Source organism: Pseudomonas sp. SIMBA_067, from assembly GCF_046534675.1.
Lineage (GTDB): Bacteria > Pseudomonadota > Gammaproteobacteria > Pseudomonadales > Pseudomonadaceae > Aquipseudomonas > Aquipseudomonas putida.
Genome location: NZ_JAWRYH010000012.1, coordinates 1 through 16,640, shown reverse-complemented (window position 1 = coordinate 16,640; position 16,640 = coordinate 1). Strand labels below are relative to the sequence as shown.

Sequence of the window (16,640 nt, the reverse complement as noted above, 5' to 3'; positions counted from 1 at the left end):
CTATCAAGGCACGGAACATACTGGCAAAATGCCGTAACTTGCGTGTGTCGCTTTTGCCTGGAGAACGATAAGCCGTGTTCAATGAAACCGAAGCCCCGCAACCGCCAAAGGTGCTGAACACCCCCTTGGAGATTGCGGCCAACTTGCGGCAACTGCAGGAAAGCCACGACCCCCTGATCATCACCTTCCATGACCGCAGCCAGCGCTTCCAAAGCTACGTGGTGCACGTGGACCGTGAAAGCAACACCCTGGCACTGGACGAGATGATCCCGCGCGACGGTGAAAAATTCATCGAAAACGGCGAGCACTTCCGCGTTGAGGGCTTCCACGATGGCGTGCGCATCGCCTGGGAATGCAACCACGAGCTGAAGATCAGCGAAGTCGACGGCCACCGCTGCTACAGCGGCGCCATGCCTCAAGAGATGACCTACCACCAGCGCCGCAACGCCTTCCGCGCCGCGCTGAAGCTGTCGCAACTGGTCGACATCATCCTCGATGGCACCCACCTGAAGGGTAACGGCGCCCTGCGTGGCAAGCTGCTGGATATCTCGGCCACCGGCTGCAAGCTGCGTTTTGAAGGCGATGTAGAAAGCCGCCTGCAACTGGGCCAGGTGTACGAGCGCTTCAAGGCGGGTAACCCGCTGGGCCTGGTGGACACCATGGTCGAACTGCGTCACCTGCACTATGAAGAGCACATCAACACCACCTTCGCTGGCGTGCGCTTCCATAACCTGAGCGGGCAGGCACAGCGCAAGATCGAGAGTTTTGTGTACCAGCTGCAACGCGAGGCGCGGCGGTTCGACAAGGACGATTATTGATCGTCGGCCAAATGCAAAAACGCCACCTTTTCAGGTGGCGTTTTCATTTGTGTTCTTCCAGTGCCGGCCTACATCGATTTGCTGACCTCACTCTCCGGCTCAAGGCCCTTCTCAGCGCCCTTCTCTTCCTCTTCGGTGTCTTCCGCCGCCACCGGCGCCTGCATCACGTCCTGCACGGTCTGCTCATCCACCCGAGGGTCCAGCGCTGCCGACAAGGGCGAACCGGCCGCCGGCATCGCCACGTGGCCCAGCGGTGCATCCTGCACCTGGTGCAGCCCGGTAACCGCTTTCGGCCGAATGCGCCACACCAGCACCAGGGCGAAGAACACGAAGAACGCATAGAGCATCTGCGGGCCCAGCACTTTCATCAGCACGCCCGCCGCCAGTGGCCCGATACACGCGCCCACGCCATAGGTCACCAGCAGCATGGCCGTCAGCGACACCCGCCGCTCGCTTTCCACGTGGTCGTTGGAAAACGCCACCGCCAGCGGGTACAGGCAGAACTGCAGCAACGAAATCAGGAAGCCGATACCGAACAGCATCTCCAGGGGCACACTGGGCAGTATCGCCAATGGCGCAGCCGCCAGCGCCAGGCCTATTGCCACGCTACGGATCAGCACCGCCCGGTCGTAACGGTCCGACAACCAGCCCAGCGGCCACTGCACCAGCAGGCCGGCAAAAATACAGCTACCCATGAACAGACCGATCTGCTCGGTCGCCATCCCCTGGCTTGAGGCGTACAAAGGCGCCAGGCCGTAGAACGAGCCGACGATCAACCCCGAGCCCAATACCGTACTGAGCGACTGCGGCACGCGCTTGATGAAGAACTTCGGTTCCATCGGTGCCGGGCGCAAGGGCGCCGGGTGAATGCGCCGGGTCATTGCCACCGGCACCAGGCACAGGGCAAAGCACATCGCCACCAGCATCAGCAGCTCCGGGCCAAGCTCAGGGTGCACCACGAGGATCAGCTGGCCGAGCACCAGCCCCAGGTACGAGGCGATCATGTAGCCGCTGAACACCGCACCGCGGTGTTTCACATCGGCCTGCTCGTTGAGCCAGCTCTCGATGACCATGTACTGGCACATCATGCCCAGGCCGACGATCATCCGCAGCCCGACCCAGGCCGGTAGCCAATTGGTCAGTCCATGCCCCAGCACCGCCGCACCGACGATACCGGCGCAAGTGGCATAGGCGCGAATGTGCCCGACCCGGCCAATCAGCCGGTGGCCGACCTTGCCGCCGACGGCCAGGCCAAAGTAGTTGGCCGCCATCAACGCACCCACCCACAGGCTGTCGACATTGTCGGCCGCCAGGCGCAGGGCCAGGTAGGTACTGAGCAGGCCCGAACCGATCAACATCATCAGCGCGGCGAAATACAACGACTGAAACGGCTTCCATACATTTCGCATACGTACCGAGAAGCTCCCTGGTCAGGTGGCGGTAGGTGCTAGCAGCATAAGGGCAAATGCCGGTCAGTGCAGGCCCCCGCCAGCAAAATGCGGTGGCGGGGACGTGTCCGGTGCAGGTCGTGTCGCGATCAGGCCTGTGCCGCCAGCACCCGGCGCTCCCACGGGGTGATCTCGTCGTAGAAATCAGTCAGCTCCAGGGTTTTGCTGGCGATGTAGCCTTCGATGAACTCGCTGCCGAACAGTTCCCGTGCCAATGCGCTGCGCTTGAGCCGTTCGAGCGCGGCATGCAGGGTACACGGCAGGCTAAGGTGCTCGGGTACTTCAAACTCGCCCTGAATGGCCGGCGAAGGTTGCAGGCGCTGCTCGATACCGTGCAGCCCGGCAGCCAGGCTGGCGGCGATGGCCAGGTATGGGTTGGTGTCGGCACCGGGCAAACGGTTTTCGACCCGCCGCGCTGCCGGTGCACTGGCCGGAATGCGCAGGCCAGCGGCGCGGTTGTCCTCAGACCAGCAGGCATTGTTTGGCGAGGCATAGGGGTGGCACAGGCGCTGGTAGGAATTGACGTTGGGCGCGAACAGCGCGGTTAAGTCGGCCATGCACGCCTGCAGGCCGCCGATGAAATGGTGGAAGGTGTCGGTCGGCTGGCCCTGCTCGTCGCTGAACACGTTACGCCCGCTGCCGGCCTCGACCAGGCTCTGGTGAATATGCATGGAGCTGCCGGGCGTGCGCGCCAGCGGCTTGGCCATGCACACCACGGTCAGCCCATGCTTGAGCGCCACTTCCTTGAGCAGATGCTTGAACAGGAAGGTCTGGTCAGCCAGCACCAGCGGGTCGCCGTGCAGCAGGTTGATCTCGAACTGGCTGACGCCCATTTCGTGCATGAACGTGTCGCGCGGCAGGCCGAGCGCGGCCATGCAGTGGTACACCTCTTTGAAGAACGGGCGCAGGCCATTGTTGGAACTGACACTGAACGCCGAATGGCCAAGCTCGCGACGGCCATCGCTGCCTACGGGTGGCTGGAACGGCTGCTGCGGGTCGCTGTTGGGGGCAAAAACAAAGAATTCGAGTTCGGTCGCCACCACGGGCGCCAGCCCCAGGGCCGCGTAGCGGGCGATGACCGCCTTGAGCTGGCCACGGGTGGACAGTGCCGAGGGCCGGCCATCCAGTTCAATGGCATCGCAGATGGCCAGGGCGCGACCGTCGCTGCTCCAGGGCAGGCGATGGACCTGGCTGGGTTCGGCCACCAGCGCCAGGTCGCCGTCGTCGCTGCCGTAGAATTTCGCCGGCGGGTAGCCGCCCATGATGCATTGCAGCAACACCCCCCGGGCCATCTGCAGGCGGCGGCCTTCCAGAAAGCCTTCGGCGGTCATCACCTTGCCGCGCGGGACGCCGTTGAGGTCGGGGGTGACGCATTCGATTTCATCGATGCCCTGAAGCGGAGCGGTGCTCATGACGCTTGTCCTTGTTGTTGTACGCTGACAACAACATAGGCTGGGGGTGTTTAAAATATCAAGCACCTACGGGGCACGCCGGGATCCGTAGGAGCAGCCTTGTGCTGCGAAGAGGCCCGCATGGCCGCTGCTTCTCTACTGGTGCTGATGGCCTCTTCGCAGCACAAGGCTGCTCCTACAGATGGGCTACTCGCGCAAGGTCATGCCATTGGCCGGCAACGGCAAGGCGGTCTTGTACCGCACCTGCTTCAAGGCAAAACTCGAGCGGATATTGGCCACCCCCGGCAACCGCGTCAGGTAATCGAGAAACCGCTCCAGCGCCTGGATGCTCGGCAGCAGTACCCGCAACAGGTAATCCGGGTCCCCCGTCATCAGGTAGCACTCCATCACCTCGGGGCGCTCGGCGATCTCCTCCTCGAAGCGGTGCAGCGACTGCTCCACCTGCTTTTCCAGGCTGACATGGATGAACACGTTTACATCCAACCCCAGCGCCTCGGGTGACAACAAGGTCACCTGCTGGCGGATTACCCCCAGTTCCTCCATGGCCCGCACCCGGTTAAAACAAGGCGTGGGCGACAGGTTGACCGAGCGTGCCAGCTCGGCGTTGGTGATGCGGGCGTTTTCCTGCAGGCTGTTGAGAATGCCGATATCGGTACGATCGAGTTTGCGCATGAGACAAAATCACCGGTTTTTTGTGTTTATGCGGAATGTTTATCTGCACCGCTCGGCAAAGGCAATCAACTTGAGAGAAAAATTCTCCTGCCGGGCCACTAAGATGTAGATGACGCTGACCTACCAGTCACAAGCAGGTATTCAGCGGCGGCCGCTTCAGAGCTCACAAAAACAAATACCCGAGCGAGCGTAAAAAGCATGAACGAGTACGCCCCCCTGCGTTTGCATGTGCCCGAGCCCACCGGCCGGCCAGGCTGCCAGACCGATTTTTCCTACCTGCGCCTCAACGATGCAGGTCAAGCCCGTAAACCCCCTGTGGATGTCGATGCTGCCGACACCGCCGACCTGTCCTACAGCCTGGTCCGCGTGCTCGATGAGCAAGGCGACGCCCAAGGCCCGTGGGCTGAAGACATCGACCCGCAAATCCTCCGCCAAGGCATGCGCGCCATGCTCAAGACGCGGATCTTCGACAGCCGCATGGTGGTTGCCCAGCGCCAGAAGAAGATGTCCTTCTACATGCAGAGCCTGGGCGAAGAAGCCATCGGCAGCGGCCAGGCGCTGGCGCTGAACCGCACCGACATGTGCTTCCCGACCTACCGCCAGCAAAGCATCCTGATGGCCCGCGACGTGTCGCTGGTAGAGATGATCTGCCAGCTGCTCTCCAACGAGCGCGACCCGCTGAAGGGCCGCCAGTTGCCGATCATGTACTCGGTACGCGAGGCTGGCTTCTTCACCATCAGCGGTAACCTGGCGACCCAGTTCGTGCAGGCGGTCGGCTGGGCCATGGCTTCGGCGATCAAGGGCGATACCAAGATCGCCTCGGCGTGGATCGGTGACGGCGCCACCGCCGAGTCAGACTTCCACACAGCCCTCACCTTTGCCCACGTTTACCGTGCCCCGGTGATCCTCAACGTGGTCAACAACCAGTGGGCCATTTCTACCTTCCAGGCAATCGCTGGTGGCGAGTCGACCACCTTCGCCGGCCGTGGTGTAGGTTGCGGCATCGCCTCGCTGCGGGTTGACGGCAACGACTTCGTCGCCGTATACGCCGCCTCGCGCTGGGCCGCCGAACGCGCCCGCCGCGGCCTGGGCCCAAGCCTGATCGAGTGGGTCACCTACCGCGCGGGCCCGCACTCGACCTCGGACGACCCGTCCAAGTACCGCCCCGCCGATGACTGGAGCCACTTCCCGCTGGGCGACCCGATCGTCCGCCTGAAGCAGCACCTGATCAAGATCGGCCACTGGTCCGAGGAAGAACACCAGGCCACCACGGCCGAGTTCGAGGCTGCTGTGATTGCCGCGCAGAAAGAAGCCGAGCAGTACGGCACCCTGGCCAACGGTCACATCCCGAGCGCCGCCTCGATGTTCGAGGACGTGTACAAGGAAATGCCCGACCACCTGCGCCGTCAACGCCAGGAACTGGGGGTTTGAGATGAACGATCACAACAACAGCATCAACCCGGAAACCGCCATGGCCACCACTACCATGACCATGATCCAGGCCCTGCGCTCGGCCATGGATGTCATGCTTGAGCGCGACGACAATGTGGTTGTCTACGGCCAGGACGTCGGCTACTTCGGCGGCGTGTTCCGCTGCACCGAAGGCCTGCAGAACAAGTACGGCAAGTCCCGCGTATTCGACGCGCCAATCTCCGAAAGCGGCATCGTGGGCACCGCCGTGGGCATGGGCGCCTACGGCCTGCGCCCGGTGGTGGAGATCCAGTTCGCCGACTACTTCTACCCCGCCTCCGACCAGATCGTCTCGGAAATGGCGCGCCTGCGTTACCGTTCGGCCGGCGAGTTCATCGCCCCGCTGACCCTGCGCATGCCGTGCGGCGGTGGCATCTACGGCGGCCAGACGCACAGCCAGAGCCCGGAAGCGATGTTCACCCAGGTGTGCGGCCTGCGTACCGTCATGCCGTCCAACCCGTACGACGCCAAAGGCCTGCTGATTGCCTCGATCGAATGCGACGACCCGGTGATCTTCCTGGAGCCCAAGCGCCTGTACAACGGCCCGTTCGACGGCCACCACGACCGCCCGGTAACGCCGTGGTCGAAGCACCCGCACAGCGCCGTGCCCGACGGTTACTACACCGTGCCGCTGGACAAGGCCGCCATTACCCGCCCCGGCAATGACGTGACCGTGCTCACCTACGGCACCACGGTGTACGTGGCCCAGGTGGCTGCCGAAGAAAGCGGCGTCGATGCCGAAGTGATCGACCTGCGCAGCCTGTGGCCGCTGGACCTGGACACCATCGTCGAGTCGGTGAAAAAGACCGGCCGCTGCGTGGTGGTGCATGAAGCCACCCGTACCTGCGGCTTCGGTGCCGAACTGGTGTCGCTGGTGCAGGAGCACTGCTTCCACCACCTGGAGGCGCCGATCGAGCGCGTCACCGGCTGGGACACCCCCTACCCTCACGCGCAGGAATGGGCGTATTTCCCAGGGCCTTCGCGGGTAGGTGCGGCATTAAAAAAGGTCATGGAGGTCTGAATGGGCACGCACGTCATCAAGATGCCGGACATTGGCGAAGGCATCGCACAGGTCGAGTTGGTGGAATGGTTCGTCAAGGTCGGCGACATGATCGCCGAGGACCAGGTGGTGGCCGACGTCATGACCGACAAGGCTACCGTGGAAATCCCTTCGCCGGTCAGCGGCAAGGTGCTGGCCCTGGGTGGCCAGCCAGGTGAAGTGATGGCGGTCGGCAGCGAGCTGATCCGCATCGAAGTGGAAGGCAGCGGCAACCATGTGGATGTGCCTCAGGCCAAACAGGTAGAAACGCCCGCCGCCCCTGTGGCAGACAAGCCAGAACCGCAGAAAGACGTAAAACCCGCTGCGTACCAGGCACCCGCCAACCACGAAGCTGCGCCCATCGTGCCGCGCCAGCCGGGCGACAAGCCGCTGGCCTCACCGGCTGTGCGCAAGCGTGCGCTGGATACCGGTATCGAACTGCGCTATGTGCACGGCAGCGGCCCGGCCGGGCGCATCCTGCACGAAGACCTTGACGCCTTCATGAGCAAGCCGCAGAGCGCCGCCGGGCAAGCCCCCAATGGCTATGCCAAGCGCAGCGACAGCGAGCAGGTGCCGGTGATCGGCCTGCGCCGCAAGATCGCCCAGCGCATGCAGGACGCCAAGCGCCGGGTCGCGCACTTCAGCTATGTGGAAGAAATCGACGTCACTGCCCTGGAAGCCCTGCGCCAGCAGCTCAACAGCAAGTACGGCGACAGCCGCGGCAAGCTGACGCTGCTGCCGTTCCTGGTGCGTGCACTGGTCGTGGCGCTGCGTGACTTCCCGCAGATCAACGCCACCTATGACGACGAAGCGCAGATCATCACCCGCCATGGCGCGGTGCATGTGGGCATCGCCACCCAAGGTGACAACGGCCTGATGGTACCGGTGCTGCGCCACGCCGAAGCGGGCAGCCTGTGGGCCAATGCCGGCGAGATTTCGCGCCTGGCCAACGCTGCACGCAGCAACAAGGCCAACCGCGAAGAATTGTCGGGCTCGACCATTACCCTGACCAGCCTGGGCGCCCTCGGTGGCATCGTCAGCACCCCGGTGGTCAATACCCCGGAAGTGGCGATTGTCGGCGTCAACCGCATGGTTGAGCGGCCGGTGGTGATCGACGGCCAGATCGTCGTGCGCAAGATGATGAACCTGTCCAGCTCGTTCGACCATCGCGTGGTCGATGGCATGGACGCCGCCCTGTTCATCCAGGCCGTGCGTGGCCTGCTCGAACAACCTGCCTGCCTGTTCGTGGAGTAAGCATGCAACAGACTATCCAGACTACCCTGTTGATCATCGGCGGCGGCCCTGGCGGCTATGTGGCCGCCATCCGTGCCGGGCAACTGGGCATCCCTACCGTGCTGGTGGAAGGCCAGGCGCTGGGCGGTACCTGCCTGAATATCGGCTGCATTCCGTCCAAGGCGCTGATCCATGTGGCCGAGCAGTTCCACCAGACCTCGCGCTTCGCCGGGCCGTCGGAACTGGGCATCAGCGTTGCCTCGCCGCGCCTGGACATCGGCCAGAGCGTGGCCTGGAAGGACGGCATCGTAGACCGCCTGACCACTGGTGTGGCCGCCCTGCTGAAAAAGCACGGGGTCAAGGTAATTCATGGCTGGGCGAAGGTGCTCGACGGCAAGCAGGTCGAAGTTGATGGCCAGCGTGTCCAGTGTGAACACCTGTTGCTGGCCACCGGCTCCAGCAGCGTCGAACTGCCGATGCTGCCACTGGGCGGGCCGGTGATTTCCTCGACCGAAGCCCTGGCGCCGAAAGCCCTGCCGCAGCACCTGGTGGTGGTGGGCGGTGGCTATATCGGCCTGGAACTGGGCATTGCCTACCGCAAGCTGGGCGCGCAAGTAAGCGTGGTGGAAGCGCGTGAGCGCATCCTGCCGACCTACGACAGCGAATTGACTGCCCCGGTGGCCGAGTCGTTGAAAAAGCTGGGCATCGCCCTGCACCTGGGCCACAGCGTCGAAGGTTACGAAAACGGTTGCCTGCTGGCCAACGACGGCAAGGGCGGGCAACTGCGCCTGGAGTCCGACCAGGTGCTGGTGGCCGTCGGCCGCCGGCCGCGCACCAAAGGTTTCAACCTGGAGTGCCTGGACCTGAAAATGAACGGCGCCGCCATTGCCATCGACGCGCGCTGCCAGACCAGCATGCACAACGTCTGGGCCATCGGCGACGTGGTTGGCGAACCGATGCTGGCGCACCGGGCCATGGCCCAGGGCGAAATGGTCGCCGAGATCATCGCTGGCAAGGCACGCCGCTTCGAGCCTGCCGCGATTGCTGCGGTGTGCTTCACCGACCCAGAAGTGGTGGTAGTCGGTAAAACCCCGGAGCAGGCCAGCCAGCAAGGGCTGGACTGCATCGTCGCGCAGTTCCCGTTTGCCGCCAATGGCCGGGCCATGAGCCTGGAAGCGAAGAGCGGATTCGTGCGCGTGGTGGCACGGCGGGACAACCACCTGATCCTGGGCTGGCAAGCCGTTGGCGTGGCGGTTTCCGAACTGTCCACCGCGTTTGCCCAATCGCTGGAGATGGGCGCCTGCCTGGAGGATGTGGCCGGCACCATCCATGCCCACCCGACGCTGGGTGAGGCGGTACAGGAAGCGGCATTGCGCGCCCTGGGCCACGCCCTGCATATCTGACACTGAAGCGGCCAAGGCCGATTTGGCCCGCTGCGCCGAGAGGCGCTGCGGGTCTTTTTTCATCCAGGCACTGATCCCCATCACCTGCGCGATCCCTTGTCGGACCGCGTCAGGCTATGGGGCTATGGCATTCTTGCCGGCCGCCTTGGCCCGGTACAGCGCCTTGTCGGCACGCGCCAGCAGCGCATGCTGGTCCTCCCCTTCCTGCCATTGCACCACGCCATAGCTCAGGGTCAGCCGGCAATCGCCCACCGGCTCCAGCTGCTCCATCACCTGGCGCAAGCCCGCCGCCACATCCAGCGCCTCGCCCAGCGTGGTCTGGGGCAGCACGATGACGAACTCATCGCCACCCCAGCGCGCCAACACGTCGAGCTCGCGCAGGCAGGTACGCAAGTTATCGGCCACCAACACCAGCGCCGCATCGCCACGGGCGTGGCCGTAGCGGTCGTTGATCGGTTTGAAATCGTCCATGTCCATGGCGATCAGCGACAACGGCTGACGGAATCGCTGGGCGCGTTCGCACTCCGTCTGCAACGACTTTTCCAGCCGATAGCGATTGGCAATGCGGGTCAACGCATCGCGCTCGGCCAACTCGAGGTTTTCGTCCAGTTGCCGCTGCAACTGCTGGTTCACCCAGGACAGCTCGCGGGTACGCTCGGCCACCTGGCACTCCAGCGACTGGTTCTTCTGCTCCAGCTGCGCCACCAGGCGCTTGCCGGCGTCGATGTTGCGGTGCGCCCCGAGCATGCGCGCCACCGAACCGTCTGCGTTCTGGCCGATGATGTAGCCGCTGTCTTCGATCCAGATGTAATTGCCATCCTGGCAACGGCAGCGGTATTCGATGAGGTAGCGCTCGTTGCGCTTGTTGATATAGGCCTCGAAATGCGCCATTACCCGCGGGTAGTCCTCGGGGTGGATCACACTTTCCCAGGTCAGTACCGAGTTGGCCATGGAGTGGCTGGCGTAACCGAGCATGGCGTACCAGCCGGGGTTGCGATAGACGTAGCCGGTGTTGGCATTCCAGTCCCAGATGCCATCACTGATCAACTCGAACAAGGTGTGCAATTGCTGTTCACTGAAGCTGGCGGGTGCCGGCCTGGTTTCCTGATTCATGGACGCTCTCCCTGATGCCCAGCAACTGCGCTCCGGTCAAGGGGCTGCCGACAGTGGTGGTAATTGCCGCAGGCGGCAAGATCATGCCTTGGACAGGCAAGCATATGCCCGCCAGCGCGCAACCGAAATAGCGCCAAAGGCCTGATTTCGACCGGCACAGCGCTGGCATGGCTTTTGCGCTGGGTAGCTGCCAACGCTATTTCCAAGGAGGAAACATGATAATCGCCCCTAACGGCGTCAGCTGGCAGCCCACGCTCCATCAGCCTCGGCACGCCAACGATGAGCAGACAGTGGCCGAGATTGCGCCAGCCGGCACGCCAATAACCACCGCCAACACGGCGACCCAACAGCAGCGCCAAGGCAACACCGCTCAGCAAAACGCTGAGGATGCTCGCGAAGAAGCCTTTGCCAAATTCAAGGTGATGCTGCAAAACCTGGGTTCTGCGACCACCGAGCCGGTGATCGGAGAACCACTGCCACCCAAGACTGCCCGGCAGGAGTTTCACGACTTCATGTCCAAGTCACCCGGCGAGATGATCAAGGAAAAACTGCTGCGTGAAATAGGCCTGACCGAAGAAGAGTACGACGCCCTGCCGCCAGAAATGAAAGCAAAGGTCGACGAGTTGATCGCCCAGCGCATGAAAGAGGACATCGAGCGCAAGATCGAGGAGAAAGCGCAAGAGCAGCTCGCCAAGGCGGACGGCCTGGATGAAGAGCAACAAGCGGCCGGCACGGCATGAGGGAGTGGCGGCGGTCGGTAGCGAAAGTGCCGCGGGTCGTGAAAGGCTCCCCAACCTGACCCGTTTGAAGGCGCCCGGCGGTGTCGATGTTCAGGTGGTGCATGGCTTGGTCAACTGCACCGCTACCGGCGCCATAACCGATCTCAGGAAAAATCGGCAGGATGTTGTGCAGAGAATTCGTTTGAGGTCCTTGGCCTTATTGTCCAGGGTGGCAGGCTGGTAGCCATTTGCCACGCGTGGACGCAGGCGCATGACGATGCCTGCGTTGGGGGACGTTGTCAGGTCCCCCCAACAATAAGAGAGGACAAGGAAATGCAATCCAACAGTTTGAAGCAAAGCCTCAAGCAGCGGCACATCACCATGATCGCACTGGGCGGGGTGATCGGTGCAGGCCTGTTCATGGGCTCGGGCTCACTGATCGCATCGGCAGGGCCTGCGGCCATCCTGTCGTATTTCATTGGTGGCCTGGTGGTCACCCTGGTCATGTTCATGCTGGGCGAAATGGCCTGCCGCAACCCGGATGCCGGGTCGTTCTCGACCTACGCCAACACCTGGCTCGGCGACTGGGCCGGGTTTGCAGTCGGCTGGCTGTACTGGTTCAAGTCGATGATGACCATCACCCTGGAAGCAGTCCTGCTGGGCGCCATCCTGCATGACTTCCTACCCTGGCTGCCGATCTGGGCAGGCGCCTTCCTGATGCTGGTGACACTGATGGCCAGCAACGCCTACTCGGTGCGTTCGTTTGCCGAAGTGGAGTACTGGCTGGCGGCGATGAAGGTCGCCACCATCCTCATCTTCATGCTGCTGGGCATCTCGATCCTGCTTGGCCTGCACCACGACATTCCGTCGCCTGGCCTGGTCAACCTCACCGCCCACGACGGCTTCATGCCCAACGGCCTGTCGCCGGTAATGGCGGGTGTCATCGTGGTGATCTTCTCGCTGGGCGGCAGCGAAATCGCCGCCGTGGCCGCAGGTGAGTCGGAGAACCCGCGGCAGAACGTGATCCGCGCGATCAAGAGCGTGATCCTGCGCGTGATGCTGTTCTACGTCGGCTCGGTGTCGATCCTGATCCTGTGCCTGCCATGGACCGACAAGGCCAACCTGGCCTCGCCCTATGTTTCGCTGTTCAGCCTGGCCGGGTTCGGTGGTGCGGCGGTGGCCATGAAACTGGTGTTGTTCGTCTCGTTCATGTCGGTGATGAACTCGTTCATGTTCTCCAACTCGCGCATGCTGTTCTCGCTGAGCCAGCGCGGGCACGCGCCCAAGCTGTTCTCGCGCACCAGTGCCAAGGGCGTGCCGATCAATGCATTGCTGCTGAGCCTGTCGATCTGCACGATGATCCTGACCGTGCACTTTATCAGCGCCGGCGACCTGTTCATGACCCTGGCCAAGAGTACCGGCAGCCTCGTGATGGTCGTGTGGATCTTCATCATCATCGCCCACGTGGCCATGCGCTGGAAAACCCGTCATGAAGCGATCGACCCCAAGGCCTTCCGCGCCTGGCTGTTCCCGTACGCCAATATCGTTGCGCTGTTCGCCTTGCTGGCAGTGATCGGCACCCAGGCGTTCGAACCGGCGTCGCGTTTCCAGTTCTGGTTCACGGTGCTGACGGTGGTGCTGGTAGTGGCGGGGTACTTCCTGACGCGCAAACGGACGGCGGCGGCTGCACAGGAGGCGGAGGCAAAAACGGGAGAAACAAGAAATGGCGTCCCAGGCAGGAATTGAACCTGCAACCTTCCCCTTAGGAGGGGGATGCTCTATCCAATTGAGCTACTGAGACGCTACGACCGGCAGCGAGCGCTGCGCAGCGGGATGGCCAGCATGTTAACCAGCATGCTGGCGTTTGTCATGCACCTGCCGGGCTTTTTCGCGTAATCCTTTTCTGGCACTGCTACACCGGTGGCAGAACCCCTTCATCGCGAAGCAGCCCGAACAGGGCTGCGACCGCTGCCTCCAGGGTTGTCGAGTTGTCCAGCACATGCACTGAAGGATCGGGCGGTGCCTGCAAACGGGCGCTGCGAGCCAGGCGCTGCTCGATTTCCTCGGCGTTTTCGCGGCCACGGGCCAGCAGGCGCTGACGCAGCACTTCGGGCCTGACCTCGACCAGCACCGCCAGCAGGTCCGGGTAACGCTGGCGCGCTTCGGCCAGGTAGGCCCGCGAGCCATTCACCAGCACTGCCCTGCCCGCCGCCATCCACTCGTCCACCTGCTGCGCAATACCATAGTCCAGGCCGTTGGCGCGCCAGTGCATGGCAAATGCGCCCTGCGCACGCAGGGTCTCGAACTGCTCGGGCGTAACCCCATGAGCGGCTTCGCCCTTGGCTTCGGCCGAACGGGTAATGACGCGACGGGCAATTTCTACCCCGGCGGCCGCCAGTCGCTCACGTGAAGCGTCGATCAGGGAATCTTTCCCCGAACCCGACGGTCCTATCAGAAATATCAACCGGCCTGACCCTGATCGACGGTCGCTTGCGTCATGTTGCATAGCCACTATGCTCTATGAAGGGAAACCGCCGCATTCTAGGTGTTTTCCTTGCCTTTTGCTGCGTTTTACCAGTTTTTGACGGCAAAAGACTGACGGTTGGGCAAGCCGGAGCATGTAAAACTTTTCAAACCAGTGCTCATTTCTGATAATTGGTACTGGCAGAAAGCCTTTATCCGGCTCACTATTTGTCACAGAATTGACGCCAAGGAAACGGCGATGATGAGGCAAGATGAGCACCCATTTTTACTGCCGGTTGAACATTTTGTCGTCGCCACGGTCGTACTTCCACCCCGTGCGGCCAATTTGAGAACCGCTTCCCCTGAACCAAACTCCGGTCAATTTATATGCGCCCAATGAAACAGGCTATTTATTCGAGCCGCACCGCTGACAAGTTCGTCGTCCGCCTGCCAGACGGGATGCGTGAGCGCATTGCCGAGGTAGCGCGAAACCATCACCGCAGCATGAACTCCGAAATCATCGCGCGCCTGGAACAGAGCCTTATCCAGGAAGGTGCGCTGGGTGACGAGCTGAGCATGCGCCTGGACAGCCCTGAGCTGTCGCTGCATGAGCGCGAGTTGCTGCAGCGCTTCCGTCAACTGTCCCACCGCCAGCAGAACGCCCTGGTGGCCCTCATCGCTCACGATGTGGAAATGGCCGCTGACGCTTCCTGAGGTCTGCAGCGAACATGAAAAAGCCAGCGTAAGCTGGCTTTTTTGTGGCTGGCCTACGGCAACGGCATACGCCATTGCAGGACCACTGTGGGAGCGGGCAAGCCCGCGAATCAGGCGACGCGGTGGATGGCACCGGCTGCGCCGGTGTTCGCGGGCATGCCCGCTCCCACAGGGAAAGATCGGTTTACAGCAGGAACAGCGTAGCCAGGCCGAGGAAGATGAAAAAGCCGCCACTGTCGGTCACGGCAGTGATCATCACACTCGCCCCCATCGCCGGGTCGCGGCCCAGGCGGGCCAATGTCATCGGGATGAGCACGCCCATCAGCGCTGCCAGTAACAGGTTCAGGGTCATTGCGGCGGTCATCACCAAACCCAGTGACCAGCTGCCATACAGCCAGAAAGCCACCGCACCGATCACTCCGCCCCACACCAGGCCGTTGATCAGCGACACTGCCAACTCCTTGCGCATCAGGCGGCTGGTATTGCCCGGCGACACCTGGTCCAGCGCCATCGCGCGGACAATCATGGTGATGGTCTGGTTACCCGAGTTGCCACCAATACCCGCAACGATAGGCATCAACGCAGCCAACGCCACCAGCTTTTCGATCGAGCCTTCAAACAGCCCGATAACGCGGGAAGCGAGAAAAGCGGTAATCAGGTTGATCGCCAGCCATGCCCAACGGTTGCGGAACGAGCGCCAGACCGAGGCAAAGATATCTTCCTCTTCACGCAGGCCCGCCATGTTGAGGACTTCGCTCTCGCTCTCCTCACGGATCAGGTCGACCATTTCGTCGATGGTCAAACGGCCGATCAGGCGCCCGCCTTTGTCTACTACAGGTGCCGATACCAGGTCATAACGCTCGAAAGCCTGCGCTGCATCATAGGCATCTTCCTCGGGCTGGAAGGACACCGGGTCGGTCGCCATGACCTCCGCTACCTTCTTCTCCGGGTCGTTGACCAGCAAGCGCTTGATCGGCAACACCCCCTTGAGGATGCCGTCGTAATCGACCACGAACAGTTTGTCGGTGTGGTTGGGCAGCTCTTTCAGGCGGCGCAGATAGCGCAGCACCACTTCCAGGCTGACGTCTTCGCGGATGGTGACCATCTCGAAGTCCATCAGCGCACCGACCTGCTCCTCGTCGTAGCTCAGCGCCGAGCGCACACGCTCGCGTTGCTGGGCATCGAGGGTTTCCATCAGCTCGTGAACAACGTCGCGCGGCAGCTCTGGGGCCAGGTCGGCCAGCTCGTCGGCGTCCATTTCCTTGGCGGCGGCCAGCAGCTCGTGATCGTCCATGTCGGCGATCAACGATTGGCGAACCGAGTCGGAAACTTCAAGCAGGATGTCGCCATCGCGATCCGAGCGCACCAGCTGCCAGACCGTCAGGCGGTCTTCCAGGGGCAAGGCTTCGAGGATATAAGCGATGTCGGCGGGGTGCAGATCATCGAGCTTGCGCTGCAGCTCGACGAGATTCTGGCGGTGGACCAGGTTTTCGACCAAGTCGTTGTGCGCGCCTTCCTGGCGGTGCGTCAGGTCTTCGACCACACGCTGGCGTTGCAGCAGTTCGACCACCTGGGCCAGGCGATCCTGCAGGCTTTCTTGCGCTTTTTTTACTTCTACTTCAGTCATAGGCGAACTCCACTCCCAGCAGCGGAGCACGCCGGGAGAATCAATCGGTCAGATCTTTCTGTATGAATCGTGTTAGCGAGTAACTACTGGGTAAGTCCATGGTGGTTTTCCACAAGCCCCGGCGGGGCTGACGGGCGCAATCATACACTGCTAAAGCTGTCAGATCGCTTAAATTTTTGGCCAGAACAATCGTTTGCGCGATAAAGCTGGGACAACGCATGAAGCTATCAGTGCGACGGCGGCTCTGGCGTTTAAAGCACATTTGTTGTGTGCGTAGATGTGTTTGCGATGCCTGATCGAATTTGGCGCCGCACCAGCGGCCTCAAGCTACACCACAAACATTACAGAAGAGCTTAGATCGACATGGCCAACAATTCAGTGGCGCAGAAAAACAAAAAGCCCGCTCAACTGAGCGGGCTTCTTGATGGGATATGGCGGACTCAGCAGGATTCGAACCTGCGACCGCTCGGTTCGTAGCCGAGTACTCTATCCAGCTGAGCTATGAGTCC

At 62.3% G+C, this 16,640-nt stretch carries 15 protein-coding genes and 2 tRNA genes; 9 read left to right on the top strand and 8 right to left on the bottom strand.

What is annotated here, in order from left to right; genetic code table 11:
* Nucleotides 1–74 precede the first annotated feature (74 nt).
* Nucleotides 75–818 carry a flagellar brake protein gene (locus tag SB765_RS22705; RefSeq protein ID WP_341796450.1) on the top strand — a complete coding sequence of 248 codons (744 nt, stop codon included), beginning with the start codon at nucleotides 75–77 and terminating at the stop codon, nucleotides 816–818.
* A gap of 68 nt (nucleotides 819–886) precedes the next feature.
* Here SB765_RS22705 and SB765_RS22700 read toward each other — a convergent pair whose 3' ends face one another.
* From SB765_RS22700 to bkdR, 3 genes are all read right to left on the bottom strand, one after another.
* Complete coding sequence (locus SB765_RS22700) at nucleotides 887–2,227, bottom strand: MFS transporter (protein ID WP_341796451.1); 1,341 nt, start codon at nucleotides 2,225–2,227, stop codon at nucleotides 887–889.
* A 128-nt stretch (nucleotides 2,228–2,355) separates the two neighbouring features.
* Nucleotides 2,356–3,597 carry a glutamine synthetase family protein gene (locus tag SB765_RS22695; protein ID WP_410932016.1) on the bottom strand — a complete coding sequence of 414 codons (1,242 nt, stop codon included), beginning with the start codon at nucleotides 3,595–3,597 and terminating at the stop codon, nucleotides 2,356–2,358.
* 267 nt (nucleotides 3,598–3,864) lie between these two features.
* Entirely contained in the window at nucleotides 3,865–4,350 is a 486-nt protein-coding gene (bkdR, locus tag SB765_RS22690; RefSeq protein ID WP_012273540.1) for a Bkd operon transcriptional regulator BkdR, read from the bottom strand.
* 198 nt (nucleotides 4,351–4,548) lie between these two features.
* On the opposite strand from bkdR, the gene SB765_RS22685 reads away from it, so the two are divergent.
* The 4 genes from SB765_RS22685 to lpdA are packed head-to-tail and all read left to right on the top strand — an operon-like array spanning nucleotide 4,549 to nucleotide 9,495.
* Nucleotides 4,549–5,781: a 3-methyl-2-oxobutanoate dehydrogenase (2-methylpropanoyl-transferring) subunit alpha gene (locus SB765_RS22685; RefSeq protein WP_016498508.1), complete on the top strand. Its 1,233-nt coding sequence runs from the start codon at nucleotides 4,549–4,551 to the stop codon at nucleotides 5,779–5,781.
* Nucleotide 5,782: 1 nt separating this feature from the next.
* Nucleotides 5,783–6,841 carry an alpha-ketoacid dehydrogenase subunit beta gene (locus SB765_RS22680; protein WP_016488476.1) on the top strand — a complete coding sequence of 353 codons (1,059 nt, stop codon included), beginning with the start codon at nucleotides 5,783–5,785 and terminating at the stop codon, nucleotides 6,839–6,841.
* The gene (locus SB765_RS22675) at nucleotides 6,842–8,113 is read left to right on the top strand and encodes a dihydrolipoamide acetyltransferase family protein (RefSeq protein ID WP_084967277.1); all 1,272 of its coding nucleotides are present in this window, start codon (nucleotides 6,842–6,844) and stop codon (nucleotides 8,111–8,113) included.
* Nucleotides 8,114–8,115: 2 nt separating this feature from the next.
* On the top strand, nucleotides 8,116–9,495 hold the full coding sequence (gene lpdA, locus SB765_RS22670) for a dihydrolipoyl dehydrogenase (RefSeq protein WP_341796453.1): 1,380 nt from the start codon (nucleotides 8,116–8,118) through the stop codon (nucleotides 9,493–9,495).
* Nucleotides 9,496–9,609: 114 nt separating this feature from the next.
* Here lpdA and SB765_RS22665 read toward each other — a convergent pair whose 3' ends face one another.
* On the bottom strand, nucleotides 9,610–10,608 hold the full coding sequence (locus tag SB765_RS22665; RefSeq protein ID WP_410931984.1) for a diguanylate cyclase domain-containing protein: 999 nt from the start codon (nucleotides 10,606–10,608) through the stop codon (nucleotides 9,610–9,612).
* Between the two features lie 215 nt (nucleotides 10,609–10,823).
* Between SB765_RS22665 and SB765_RS22660 the strand changes: the two genes are divergently transcribed.
* Both SB765_RS22660 and SB765_RS22655 read left to right on the top strand, forming a co-directional pair.
* A complete protein-coding gene (locus SB765_RS22660; protein WP_410909951.1) occupies nucleotides 10,824–11,348 on the top strand; it encodes a hypothetical protein in 525 nt (174 codons plus the stop codon).
* Between the two features lie 312 nt (nucleotides 11,349–11,660).
* Entirely contained in the window at nucleotides 11,661–13,073 is a 1,413-nt protein-coding gene (locus SB765_RS22655) for an amino acid permease (RefSeq protein ID WP_410909950.1), read from the top strand.
* Here the strand turns inward: SB765_RS22655 and SB765_RS22650 are convergent.
* Nucleotides 13,052–13,128, bottom strand: a tRNA-Arg gene (locus tag SB765_RS22650). The genes SB765_RS22655 and SB765_RS22650 overlap by 22 nt on opposite strands.
* Nucleotides 13,129–13,239: 111 nt before the next feature.
* Nucleotides 13,240–13,833, bottom strand: a complete 594-nt coding sequence (phnN, locus tag SB765_RS22645; RefSeq protein WP_410909949.1) for a phosphonate metabolism protein/1,5-bisphosphokinase (PRPP-forming) PhnN — start codon at nucleotides 13,831–13,833, stop codon at nucleotides 13,240–13,242.
* Nucleotides 13,834–13,929: 96 nt separating this feature from the next.
* On the opposite strand from phnN, the gene SB765_RS22640 reads away from it, so the two are divergent.
* Both SB765_RS22640 and SB765_RS22635 read left to right on the top strand, forming a co-directional pair.
* Nucleotides 13,930–14,190 (top strand): hypothetical protein, encoded by a 261-nt coding sequence (locus tag SB765_RS22640; RefSeq protein WP_410909948.1) that lies wholly within the window; start codon nucleotides 13,930–13,932, stop codon nucleotides 14,188–14,190.
* Entirely contained in the window at nucleotides 14,178–14,504 is a 327-nt protein-coding gene (locus SB765_RS22635; protein WP_003254499.1) for an Arc family DNA-binding protein, read from the top strand. Before SB765_RS22640 ends, SB765_RS22635 begins: the two co-directional genes overlap by 13 nt.
* Nucleotides 14,505–14,688: 184 nt before the next feature.
* Here SB765_RS22635 and mgtE read toward each other — a convergent pair whose 3' ends face one another.
* Complete coding sequence (gene mgtE, locus SB765_RS22630) at nucleotides 14,689–16,131, bottom strand: magnesium transporter (protein ID WP_016498500.1); 1,443 nt, start codon at nucleotides 16,129–16,131, stop codon at nucleotides 14,689–14,691.
* 432 nt (nucleotides 16,132–16,563) lie between these two features.
* Nucleotides 16,564–16,640 (bottom strand) — tRNA-Arg (locus SB765_RS22625).